This is a genomic window from Plantibacter cousiniae (nom. nud.) (assembly GCF_977070315.1).
Window position 1 is genome coordinate 594,308 of record NZ_CDRVEU010000001.1, and the last position, 11,920, is coordinate 606,227.

Here is an 11,920-nt window from a genome sequence, read left to right on the forward strand (position 1 = left end):
CGTCGAGGGATCGGAATGACATCGCAGCGTACCCGCGAGCGTCTGATTCAGCGCCTCTGTGAAGAGGGCATTTCCAACCAGCGGGTACTGGACGTCATTCGCAAGACGCCACGGCATCTGTTTGTCGATGAAGCGCTGGCGCATCGCGCCTACGAAGACACCGCATTGCCCATCGGTCACAACCAGACCATTTCCCAGCCTTACATGGTCGCGCGGATGAGCGAGCTGCTGCTGGCAGCCGGGCCGCTGGACAAGGTCATGGAGATCGGTACGGGGTCAGGCTATCAGACTGCTGTGCTGGCGCAGCTGGTAGAACGAGTGTTCTCGGTCGAGCGCATCAAGGTGCTTCAGGATCGCGCCAAGGAACGTCTGGTCGAGCTCAATCTGCGCAACGTGGTGTTCCGCTGGGGTGACGGCTGGGAAGGCTGGCCAGCCCTGGCGCCCTATAACGGCATCATCGTCACGGCGGTGGCAACCGATGTACCGCAGGCATTGCTCGATCAGCTGGCACCAGGAGGCCGTCTGGTCATTCCTGTGGGCTCGGGGGAGGTTCAGCAGTTGATGCTGATCATCCGTGAAGAACACGGTTTTTCCCGGCACGTGCTGGGGGCTGTGCGCTTCGTGCCATTGCTCAATGGACCCATCGCTTGAAGATTGTCTGCGGTAAACAATGAATTCTGGCGTCAGTCATCTGTCTACAGCGCGCGGCCCGGAATGTTGAATGGCCTGATGGCATCATTTCCATGCAGCTGATTGATACTTAACAGCGTTTTTCAGCGGATATCACTGGCTGCCCGTCGCTATTACGGCACAATAGGCATCTTTTTTGAATTCAGTCACCAGTAAAGGGAGTGGCGGGTGAGTCTCACAGTCATTCAGCAGCTCAGGTCTTCAAGAAGTTATCAGCGTCTGGTGATTGGCATTGCTCTCAGTGTCCTTTTGGTCGGCTGCTCCAGCTCGCCCTCAGGCGGCGTTCGCGTCGTTGATCGCAACGGCAATGCCGTGGCCCAGCGCCCGACGGTGACCACTGGCCAATACGTGGTCAGGCGCGGTGACACACTTTTTTCCATTGCATTTCGTTACGGCTGGGACTGGAAGGCGCTGGCTGCCCGTAACCAGATCCCGGAGCCGTTTACCATCAAGCCTGGTCAGACAATTCGCTTTGACGGACGCTCCTCTTCAACACCGAGCGTGGTTTCAACGTCGGGCGCCGGGCGTCCAGTGACGTCCACGTCAACCACTACCAGCAGTTCCGGATCCGTCAAAACCACGGTCATGTCCAAACCTGTTGCGGTTGTACCTGTGGTTATACCTCCCTCGGCGACCACCGGGACAGGCCCGGCCGGCAAGTCCCCGACAGGTTGGACCTGGCCTTCGAGTGGCATTTTGATAGGAAAATTTTCCTCAAACGGCAGTTTGAATAAAGGAATTGATATCGCTGGTGATTTGGGACAGCCTGTTTTGGCAGCGTCTGATGGTTCAGTTGTTTACGCCGGAAGTGGATTACGGGGCTACGGCGAATTGATCATCATCAAACACAGCGATACCTACGTCAGTGCCTACGGTCATAACCGCAGGCTTTTGGTACGGGAAGGACAACAGGTCAAGGCAGGGCAGACGATTGCCGAAATGGGGTCAACAGGAACTGACCGGGTGAAACTGCATTTTGAGATTCGCCGCCAAGGGAAACCTGTAGATCCGTTAGGATTCTTGCCACGTCGTTGATAGTTGCCAGCCTGTTCCAGGCGTAATAGGAACAGGCTCAAGCGTTGCCATGGAACCAGGCGATGCTGGAGCTTGAGGTCGAACTCACCAAAGGACTAAAACAATGGCTCTTGGCAACGAAGCGCCGGAGTTTGACATCGATGATGAAGTGCTCCTTATGGAAGCCGGCATTGTCCTGAAGGAAGCGTCAAACGAGAAGCAGCCAGCCGCTGTCTCGGGACGTACCAAGGTCAAGCAATCAACATCGCTCAAACAACACAAGTACATTGACTACACGCGGGCGCTTGATGCTACCCAGCTGTACCTCAATGAAATCGGTTTTTCTCCTCTATTGTCCCCGGAAGAAGAAGTGCATTTTGCGCGTCTGTCGCAAAGTGGAGATCCGGCCGGGCGCAAACGCATGATTGAAAGCAATCTGCGGCTGGTAGTGAAAATTGCCAGACGCTATGTCAATCGTGGGCTGTCATTGCTTGATCTGATCGAGGAGGGCAACCTGGGGTTGATCAGGGCGGTTGAGAAGTTCGACCCGGAGCGCGGTTTTCGTTTCTCCACCTACGCCACCTGGTGGATTCGTCAGACCATTGAACGCGCGATCATGAATCAGACGCGGACCATCCGACTACCGATTCATGTGGTCAAGGAGCTGAACGTTTATCTGCGTGCGGCCAGAGAGCTGACCCAGAAGCTGGATCACGAACCTTCTCCTGAAGAGATCGCCAACCTGCTGGAAAGACCGGTAGGCGAGGTCAAGCGCATGCTGGGCCTGAACGAACGTGTTTCGTCAGTGGACGTTTCGCTGGGCCCGGATTCGGACAAGACCCTGCTCGATACCTTGACCGACGACCGTCCGACAGACCCCTGCGAGTTGCTGCAGGACGACGATCTCTCACAGAGTATCGATCAATGGCTGTCTGAACTGACCGAGAAGCAGCGCGAGGTGGTGATTCGCCGCTTCGGCTTGCGCGGGCATGAAAGCAGCACGCTTGAAGATGTAGGGCTTGAGATCGGCCTGACGCGTGAGCGTGTAAGGCAGATTCAGGTTGAAGGACTCAAGCGTTTGCGTGAGATCCTCGAGAAAAATGGTCTGTCCAGCGAATCCCTCTTCCAGTAATCCCCCCTCTGCAGCATCCATCCAGGGCCGATATAACACAGTGTGTGTATATCGGCCTTTTTATATGTCTTTCGTAATTTTAATATTGCTGCTCACGGGACCCGCCAATACGGTTTTGCCCGTTCAATCTCGCGGTCGGTGTACTTGGAAGGTTCAAAGCCTGTAAGTCATTGCGCACGCTTGCTGTAAGTCATTCAGGTAATCGGAGTAAGGCTAGTCGCCAATTTCACGGTTTTTTCGTTGCAAGGCCTTGTTTTTTAAAAGGTTTTAATCCTGTAAGACAATCGACCGGGAAATATTCTGGAGCGTTTCGGGTGTTGCTCTCCAGGGTTAAATCTCTAATATCGAAGCTGTGCCAACGGACAGGCACGGGCCATCAAGGATGACGGTCAAGGACATCGCGGGATGCGATTCATCAGGATGATGACAAGGGAATACAGGGATCAGGGAAAAACGTGGGCGGGTCATACCGCCCCTTTTTTTGTCTGCAGAAAAGCGCATTCAATAAAAAAGGCCTTCTTGAGGGCCTTTTGTCTGTCTGGAATCTAGCGTTCCAGATCAGCGATCTTGCCGGTTTTGCCATCCCACTCTGCCGCATCCGGCATAGCGTCTTTCTTTTCGGTGATATTGGGCCAGACTTCGGCAAGCTCGGCGTTGAGCTCGATGAAGTTTTCCATGCCGGCAGGGATCTCGTCTTCCGAGTAAATGGCTACGGCAGGGCACTCTGGCTCGCAGAGCGCGCAGTCGATGCACTCGTCCGGGTGGATCACCAGGAAATTCGGGCCTTCGTAAAAGCAGTCCACCGGACAGACTTCTACGCAGTCGGTGTACTTGCACTTGATGCAGTTGTCGGTGACGACGAAGGTCATTTCTAATTTTCTCCTCAGGCGGCTGCGGCAGAGCCCTTCCAGACAGGGGTGCCAGGTTCGGGAGGTTTCCCGGCCCTATGAAAACACGTGCTTTTGGTGGGTGGCCTTGAAGCGGTAAGACTGCGGCGTCTGCTACCTGTCCCTGCTACCTACCGATGGTTCGCTGCATTTTCACGCGGCTCGAAAAACGCCTCGACCAGGCTAAAAGCCGAGAGCGTCCCAAACCGCGCGGGATTCTAACAGTATGTAACGCTTCGCGTCACAGGCGAGTTTGCAATGTGTATAGCAAATCCAGCGCCTGCCGCGGGGTCATATCGTCGACCTTGACCTTCGACAGCTCGTCGAGCACCGGGTGCGGCAGACTTGCGAACATATCGCTCTGCTGCGGGACTGCGGGCTTGCCGGGTTTGGCGCGCGGCTGCTCGTGCGGCAGGCTGGTGGTTTCCAGACGCTGCAAGTGTTCCTTGGCGCGGCTGATGACCTTACCCGGCACCCCGGCCAGTTGCGCCACGGCCAGACCGTAGCTCTGACTCGCAGGCCCTGGCAGGACCCGGTGCAGGAACACGATGCGCTCATTATGCTCGGTGGCGTTGAGGTGCACATTGGTCACCAGCGGTTCGCTTTCCGGCAATACCGTCAGTTCGAAATAGTGCGTGGCGAACAGTGTATAGGCGCGCAGCTGCGCGAGGCACTCGGCTGCCGCCCAAGCCAGCGAAAGGCCGTCGAAAGTACTGGTGCCGCGCCCGACTTCGTCCATCAGCACCAGACTTTTATCGGTAGCGTTGTGCAGGATGTTTGCCGTTTCGCTCATTTCGACCATGAACGTCGAGCGTCCGCCCGCCAGGTCGTCGCTGGAGCCGATGCGCGTGAAGATCCGGTCGACCAGCGACAGTTCGCAGCTGGCAGCGGGCACGAAGCTGCCGATATGGGCCAGCAGCACGATCAGCGCCGTCTGACGCATATAGGTCGATTTACCGCCCATGTTCGGGCCGGTGATGACCAGCATGCGAGTGCTGTCGTCCAGCGCCAGGTCGTTGGCAACGAAAGGCGTGCTCAGAACCTGTTCCACCACCGGATGACGGCCTTGCTCGATGCGCATGCAGGGTTCGGCGACAAAGCGTGGGCAATTGAGGTCCAGATTCAGCGCGCGCTCCGCAAGGTTGCTCAGCACGTCCAGTTCGGCCAGCGCCGCCGCCGTATCCTGAAGCGGCGCAAGATGACCGATCAGGTCTTCGAGCAGCGTTTCGTAGAGCATCTTTTCCCGAGCCAAGGCGCGGCTCTTGGCCGACAACGCCTTGTCTTCGAACTCCTTGAGCTCGGGCGTGATGAAGCGCTCGGCGCCCTTCAGGGTCTGGCGGCGTATGTAATCAGCCGGCGCCTGCTCGGCCTGCTTGCTTGGCAGCTCGATAAAGTAGCCATGTACGCGGTTGTAGCCGACTTTCAGATTGCCAAGACCGGTGCGGGCTTTTTCGCGGGCTTCCAGGTCGATCAGGAACTGGCCGGCGTTTTCGCTCAGCGACTGCAGATCATCCAGCTCAGCGTCGTAGCCAGTCTTCAAAACGCCACCGTCACGAATGACGGCTGGCGGGTTGTCGATGATCGCGCGCTGCAGCAGATCGGCCAGCTCGGGATAGGTGCTGGCTGTCTGCGCAAGTTGCTGCAGATGCGGCGCTTCCAGATCGGCCATCGCCTGTTGCAACTCGGGCAGGGCGCTCAGGGCGTCGCGCAGGCGAGCGAGGTCACGTGGCCGCGCGTTACGCAGGCCGATGCGCGCCAGAATCCGCTCGATGTCGCCGATTTCCTTGAGCTGTGGCTGCAGGTTTTCGAAGCGATAGCGTTCCAGAAAACAGGTGATCGACGTCTGGCGTGCCTGAAGGATGGTCAGGTCGCGCAATGGCCGGTTCAGCCAGCGGGTCAGCAACCGTGTCCCCATTGCGGTCTGGCAGCGGTCCATGACCGATTGCAGGGTGTTGTCACGGCCTCCGGACAGGTTGGTGTCCAGTTCCAGATTACGGCGACTGGCGGCATCGAGGATCACGGTATCGTCGAGACGTTCGTGACGCAGGCTGCGCAGATGGGGCAGGGCGGTACGCTGGGTTTCCTTGGCATAGCTCAGCAGGCAGCCGGCAGCACCGATGGCCAGCGTCAGGTTTTCGCAACCGAAACCCTTCAGGTCCTGGGTTGCAAACTGCTGACACAAACTTTTATGCGCTGAGTCGCGCTCGAAATCCCAAGGCGCGCGACGTCGAGAACCACGGCGCTTCTCGGCAGGCAGACCTTGTGGCCAATCGTCCGGGATCAACAGCTCGACCGGGTTGATGCGCTCGAGCTCGGCCAGCAGGTTCTCCCAGCCCTTGATCTCCAGCACACTGAAGTTACCGCTGGTGATATCCAGTACCGCGAGGCCGAACAGACGTTCGTCACCCAGCACGGCGGCGATCAGGTTATCGCGGCGCTCGTCGAGCAGGGCCTCATCGCTGATGGTCCCTGGCGTGATGATCCGCACCACCTGACGATCCACCGGCCCCTTGCTGGTGGCGGGGTCGCCGATCTGCTCGCAGATCACCACTGATTCGCCCAGTTTCACCAGCTTGGCCAGATAACCCTCGGCTGCGTGGTAGGGAATCCCGCACATGGGAATGCTCTGACCTGCCGACTGGCCGCGTGCGGTCAGGGTTATATCCAGCAGCTTGGCGGCTTTCTTCGCGTCTTCGTAGAAGATCTCGTAGAAATCGCCCATGCGATAAAACATCAGCTGATCCAGGTGCTGGTTTTTCAGTTTCCAGTACTGCTGCATCATCGGAGTGTGTGCGGAGAGGTCGGAAATTGCTTTATTCATCAGTGGCTTAGGCAAGTTCTTGAGAGGAGTGAGGCAACCTTGAGACGCGACGGGTGGCCCTTGTCTGAATCAAGGGGCGTCTGCCGGGTATGTGCGATGGCGGCAAGGTTATCACGCTCGACCGGGTGGTGCAGTGACCGCGTGGCTTCCCGCGTATTGGTGACCGGGCGTTTCCAGACAGCCATGCATCCCGATTTGGCGTATAGACTTTCATCGCTGCCACCCGATAACCGGGCGGTAACTTATAAAAAAGGACTTTTATATGAAGAACAAACGAGCAAGAGATTCTGTCAGCGGGCGCTTCATCCCTTTGGAAGAAGCCAGAAAAAGGCCGAGAGAAACCACGGTGGAAACGGTCAAAAAGCCCGGACGCAGGAGAAATGACAACTAAAGCAGCATGCTCAGCCCCGTTGCGCGGCAGGTGCGTGGCCTCAGGATTCACCTTTACAGGCTTTCCAGCATGAACGATTACACCGTGAATGAGATAACCGGACTTGCCGATACGCTTGGCAGGCTTCTGGGTGCAATGAACGCGCAAGTGACCACTGCCGAATCCTGTACGGGGGGCGGAATAGCCGAAGCGATCACGCGCATTGCCGGCAGCTCGGCGTGGTTCGAAGCGGGCTACGTGACCTATTCGAATGCCCAGAAGATCCGCCAGTTAGGGGTGCCCGAGGTGTTGTTCGCACAGGTCGGGGCGGTCAGTCAGCCGGTTGTCGAGTCCATGGTGCGAGGCGCACAGCGTGAAAGTGGTGCACGATTCGCCGTCGCGGTCAGCGGTGTCGCAGGGCCCGGCGGCGGTTCGCCGGACAAACCGGTCGGTACTGTGTGGCTGTGCTGGGGCAAGGATGATGCGCTGATCGCCCGGCGCTGCCACTTCGATGGCGACCGTGATCAGGTCCGTCGACGGACGGTCGAAGCCGCGTTGCACGGGCTGATACAGCTTGCGCGCGGAGAAATGCCAAAACAGGGGTAGGCGCGCGCTCACTGCTGTGGAATAATACTGTCTACTTATACAGGTGTTGTGGCCATCAAGGCCCTAATTGAATTTGATTACGTGAGGACTTCAATGGACGACAACAAGAAGAAAGCCTTGGCTGCGGCCTTGGGTCAGATCGAGCGTCAGTTCGGTAAAGGCGCCGTGATGCGCATGGGCGATCATGATCGCCAGGCGATCCCTGCCATCTCCACCGGTTCGCTGGGTCTGGATATCGCACTCGGTATTGGCGGTCTGCCGAAAGGCCGGATCGTGGAAATCTACGGTCCTGAGTCTTCCGGTAAAACCACACTGACGCTGTCGGTCATCGCTCAGGCCCAGAAAATGGGTGCTACCTGTGCCTTTGTCGACGCCGAGCACGCACTGGATCCGGAATACGCCGGCAAGCTGGGCGTCAACGTCGACGACCTGCTGGTTTCGCAGCCGGACACCGGTGAGCAGGCGCTGGAAATCACCGACATGCTGGTGCGCTCCAATGCCATCGACGTGATCGTGGTCGACTCCGTTGCTGCGCTGGTACCCAAGGCAGAGATCGAAGGCGAAATGGGTGATATGCACGTGGGTCTGCAGGCGCGTCTGATGTCGCAGGCGCTGCGCAAGATCACCGGTAACATCAAGAACGCCAACTGCCTGGTGATCTTCATCAACCAGATCCGCATGAAGATCGGCGTGATGTTCGGCAGCCCGGAAACCACCACCGGTGGTAACGCGCTGAAGTTCTACGCTTCGGTACGTCTGGACATCCGCCGTACAGGCGCGGTCAAGGAAGGCGATGAAGTTGTCGGCAGCGAAACCCGCGTCAAGGTCGTGAAGAACAAGGTGGCTCCGCCGTTCCGTCAGGCCGAGTTCCAGATTCTTTACGGCAAGGGTATCTACCTGAACGGTGAAATCGTCGATCTGGCCGTTCTGCATGGTTTTGTCGAGAAGTCCGGCGCCTGGTACAGCTACCAGGGCAGCAAGATCGGTCAGGGTAAGGCCAACTCGGCCAAGTTCCTGGCAGATAACCCGGAAATCTGCAAAGCGCTCGAGAAGCAGATCCGCGACAAGTTGCTGACCCCTGGCGTTGATACCAAGGCTGTCGGCTCCCGTGAAGCAGTGGCTGCCGATGACATGTCTGAAGCAGATGTCGATATCTGATAGCCATGCCTGCCGTGCTCGATACACCCGTCGCCGTCAGGCGCACTGCAATGGACCTGCTCGCACGTCGCGAGCACGGTCGAGTCGAGCTGACGCGTAAACTGCGTCAGCGCGGCGCTCCCCCCGAGCTTATCGATGCAGCCCTTGATCGTCTGGTCGAGGAAGGTTTGCTCTCCGAGTCCCGTTACCTTGAAAGCTTCGTTTCTTATCGGGCACGTTCGGGCTACGGTCCTGTTCGTATTCGAGAAGAGCTGGGGCAGCGTGGTTTGCAACGTGCCGACATTGAGCAGGCGCTCAGGGAGTGCGGCGTTGATTGGCAGGAGAAGCTTCACGAGCTCTGGCAGCGCAAGTTTGCCGGTGCCCTGCCTGTCGATGCGCGCGAGCGGGCCAAGCAGGGGCGTTTTCTGAGTTATCGCGGCTATCCGCTGGAAATGATCGGCCGCTTGTTAAGCGGCCGTGGCGGGGATGACTGATATATCCGGGCGCTTACTGTGGCGCCCGATTCCGAGCTGCGTCCCTTGTCACTGAAGCGTCTTCCCAGTTTTCCTGTTGATTGATGTAATCCACCAGTTCCCGAAGCCTGCCCTGATTGCGTCCTGTGAAGGTGAACGCCAGTCGTGTCAGGTGACTGAATTGCGCTTCATCGTGCTCTTCGCCCTGATAACTGTGCTGATGAAAGTTTTCATTGATGCACAGGTCAGCGAAAGCGTCCTGCATGTGCTCCAGGGCCTGCTCGTTCAGCGCATGGTGCATACGGATCACGAACTTGTTTTTCAGCCAGCGGCTGGAGTGGAAGTTTGCATAAAACCGGTTGATCTCTTCCACCGCTTCATCGGCGCTGTAGACCAGCCTCATCAGTTTCATGTCGGCTGGCAGAATGTAGTGATTGTCCTGCAACTGATGCTTGATGAAGTCCAGTGCACCTTGCCAGAAACTCCCGCCAGGTGTGTCCAGCAATACGACAGGCACTAACGGGCTTTTGCCGGTTTGTATCAACGTCAGCACTTCCAGGGCTTCATCCAGAGTTCCGAAGCCGCCGGGGCAAAGCACCAGCGCGTCGGCCTCCTTGACGAAGAATAGCTTGCGCGTGAAGAAGAAGTGGAAGGGCAGCAGGTTTTCGCTGCCCTCAACTGTCGGATTGGCGTGCTGTTCGAAGGGCAGGGTAATGTTGAACCCAAGGCTGTGTTTCAAGCCTGCACCGGCATGGGCTGCCGCCATGATGCCGCCGCCTGCGCCGGTGATGACCATCATGTCGGAGCGGGCCAGCTTTTCACCCAGCTCTCTGGCCTGTGCGTACAGCGGATGCTCCGCCGGTGTGCGAGCGGAGCCGAATACAGTGACTTTGCGGCGGCCCTTGAAACGCTCGAGCACCCGAAAGGCCTTGTCCAGTTCGCGCAGGGTTTGCAGCGTTATCTTGACGTCCCAGCGGTTGCGGTCATCCTGGGCCATGCGCAACACTGTGAGCATCATGTCGCGGTACAGCGGCAGGTTTTTCGTGCCCGGAGCCACCTCATTGATGTGCTCTTCAATCTGGCTGGTCAGGTCGAGACCGTCGCGTTGGAAGTGTCGGGATAGAAGATCGTCAGGTACATACGGCATTCGGGATTTTTCCTCCTGCTGGATCAATGGCCCGATGGGGCGTGTTGAATCGATGATGTCCCGGTTTGCAGCGAAAGGCTACCCATTCCCTGTTCATTGCCAGGGTGGATTAGTTGCAGGATGTCTTGAGAGTTGCTCGACTGACGCGCCTGAGGGACAGGCGCGCGGGGGAGGTTACATGTCGGATATGGCTTATTGCTTGGGTTTTACAGTGCAGTCGGAAGCCTGAAAGGTTTGCGTTGCAACCGGGCGGTTGGTCTTGTACTCAGTGAACTGATACTTGAGGACGGCACCCTTGGTCATCAACTGGCGGAAACCATTGTTGTGGCAAACGCTGTTGCCTAACTGGTTGCGCATCACGTCCGGATTGGCGCGCATCTGCTGAGCCTGGCCTTCACGAACGCTCAAGTGGTTGATCAACTGGTTGCCGGTGACGGTGTAACCCTGATCGAGGATGTCTTCGTTGATCGCTCTCGGCGTGCCGACACTGCTTTCCTTAGCGACTTTTTCCAGCATCTTGCTGAGTTCGAACTCCTGTTTCGACGCCGCCTGGGCGCACAGTGGAGCAACGAGCAAAAGCGTAAGGGTGGGTACGATAAGGCGCAGCATTAAACTCTCCTGGTTAAGTAACTGGCCGTTGGACCAGCGACTTCAAAGTGCGTTCCGGGCAGCCCACCGATAGCGCGGGGTGCGATGGCGCAGCAGTATAGAGCAGGAGCCTTCATCGGGCCTAGGCTCTGTACGAAAACAGGCCTGCGGACCGAAAGCGCGTTGAAGTGCCGGGGCTCTGATAAACTGCGCGGACTTTAATCCTGCCGAGTCTTTGTGGTGTCGATGTCTTTCCCCCGCAGGCGTGTCCTGTAATGAGCCATGCCGTCTCCCGCCTGCGCGATGAGCGTCTGGCCCGCAGTACCAGGCCTTTTATTGCCCGAGGCTCGCGCGCGCCGCGCTGCCCGGATTGCCGGGTGATTTCCAGCTATTGCCTGTGCGAATGGCGACCCAGCGTCGCTGCCGAGTCAGGCATCTGCCTGCTGATGTATGACACCGAGCCCTTGAAACCGACCAACACCGGCTGGCTGATCGCCGACGTCATCAAGGACACTCATGCCTTTCTCTGGTCGCGGATAGAGGTCGATGAGCAATTGCTCGCCTTGCTGGATGACCCGCAGTGGCAGCCTTACATCGTTTTTCCCGGTGAATTTGTTGCCGAGGACCGCGTGGTGAATAAGGTTTCGCGCCTGGATGGCAAGCGCCCGCTGTTCATTCTGCTGGATGCCACCTGGACCGAAGCACGCAAGATGTTTCGCAAGAGCCCTTATCTGGAGCGTTTTCCAGTATTGAGTCTGGAGCCCGAGCAGATCTCGCGCTACCGTTTGCGTCGATCAAGGCGCGACGATCACTTCTGCACGGCGGAAGTGGCCGCCCTGTGTCTGGAGCTGGTCGGTGATGCCAGCGCCAGCGGAGTGCTGGATGCTTATCTGGACGTGTTCAGCGCTCATTATCTGGGCGCCAAGTATCAGAATCCGATTGATCCCGACGACGTGGCGCATACCCATTTGAAAGCGTTCATTTGAAGGCTGTTCATAACAAGGGGCTGCCGAAGTCCACTGGTTTGGCTAATTGCCATCTATGTTCTCGGGTAT

The 11,920-nt window shown here is 57.7% G+C and carries 11 protein-coding genes; 7 read left to right on the forward strand and 4 right to left on the reverse strand.

Features of this window, described 5'->3' with window-relative positions; all coding sequences use genetic code 11:
* Window positions 1-15: 15 nt before the first annotated feature.
* The 3 genes from ACW55A_RS02700 to rpoS all read left to right on the forward strand — a co-directional run bounded on the left by ACW55A_RS02700 (window position 16) and on the right by rpoS (window position 2,836).
* Window positions 16-651: a protein-L-isoaspartate(D-aspartate) O-methyltransferase gene (locus ACW55A_RS02700; protein ID WP_003364797.1), complete on the forward strand. Its 636-nt coding sequence runs from the start codon at window positions 16-18 to the stop codon at window positions 649-651.
* A 207-nt stretch (window positions 652-858) separates the two neighbouring features.
* A complete protein-coding gene (locus tag ACW55A_RS02705) occupies window positions 859-1,725 on the forward strand; it encodes a peptidoglycan DD-metalloendopeptidase family protein (RefSeq protein WP_003364795.1) in 867 nt (288 codons plus the stop codon).
* 103 nt (window positions 1,726-1,828) lie between these two features.
* Window positions 1,829-2,836 (forward strand): RNA polymerase sigma factor RpoS, encoded by a 1,008-nt coding sequence (gene rpoS / locus ACW55A_RS02710; protein ID WP_003364793.1) that lies wholly within the window; start codon window positions 1,829-1,831, stop codon window positions 2,834-2,836.
* 545 nt (window positions 2,837-3,381) lie between these two features.
* Here rpoS and fdxA read toward each other — a convergent pair.
* Together fdxA and mutS are read right to left on the reverse strand one after the other, a co-directional pair.
* A complete protein-coding gene (gene fdxA, locus ACW55A_RS02715; protein WP_002554692.1) occupies window positions 3,382-3,705 on the reverse strand; it encodes a ferredoxin FdxA in 324 nt (107 codons plus the stop codon).
* A 259-nt stretch (window positions 3,706-3,964) separates the two neighbouring features.
* Entirely contained in the window at window positions 3,965-6,544 is a 2,580-nt protein-coding gene (mutS, locus tag ACW55A_RS02720; RefSeq protein WP_498810537.1) for a DNA mismatch repair protein MutS, read from the reverse strand.
* A 460-nt stretch (window positions 6,545-7,004) separates the two neighbouring features.
* On the opposite strand from mutS, the gene ACW55A_RS02725 reads away from it, so the two are divergent.
* From ACW55A_RS02725 to recX, 3 genes are all read left to right on the forward strand, one after another.
* The gene (locus ACW55A_RS02725) at window positions 7,005-7,520 is read left to right on the forward strand and encodes a CinA family protein (protein ID WP_498810539.1); all 516 of its coding nucleotides are present in this window, start codon (window positions 7,005-7,007) and stop codon (window positions 7,518-7,520) included.
* Between the two features lie 93 nt (window positions 7,521-7,613).
* On the forward strand, window positions 7,614-8,678 hold the full coding sequence (gene recA, locus ACW55A_RS02730) for a recombinase RecA (protein ID WP_002554688.1): 1,065 nt from the start codon (window positions 7,614-7,616) through the stop codon (window positions 8,676-8,678).
* A gap of 5 nt (window positions 8,679-8,683) precedes the next feature.
* Window positions 8,684-9,151, forward strand: a complete 468-nt coding sequence (gene recX / locus ACW55A_RS02735) for a recombination regulator RecX (protein WP_003339537.1) — start codon at window positions 8,684-8,686, stop codon at window positions 9,149-9,151.
* 13 nt (window positions 9,152-9,164) lie between these two features.
* Here the strand turns inward: recX and ACW55A_RS02740 are convergent, their stop codons facing one another.
* The gene (locus ACW55A_RS02740; RefSeq protein WP_044309267.1) at window positions 9,165-10,277 is read right to left on the reverse strand and encodes an LOG family protein; all 1,113 of its coding nucleotides are present in this window, start codon (window positions 10,275-10,277) and stop codon (window positions 9,165-9,167) included.
* A gap of 192 nt (window positions 10,278-10,469) precedes the next feature.
* Window positions 10,470-10,886 carry a quorum-sensing-regulated virulence factor family protein gene (locus ACW55A_RS02745; protein ID WP_003364781.1) on the reverse strand — a complete coding sequence of 139 codons (417 nt, stop codon included), beginning with the start codon at window positions 10,884-10,886 and terminating at the stop codon, window positions 10,470-10,472.
* Window positions 10,887-11,140: 254 nt separating this feature from the next.
* Between ACW55A_RS02745 and ACW55A_RS02750 the strand changes: the two genes are divergently transcribed.
* On the forward strand, window positions 11,141-11,851 hold the full coding sequence (locus ACW55A_RS02750) for a tRNA-uridine aminocarboxypropyltransferase (protein WP_498810542.1): 711 nt from the start codon (window positions 11,141-11,143) through the stop codon (window positions 11,849-11,851).
* Window positions 11,852-11,920 lie beyond the last annotated feature (69 nt).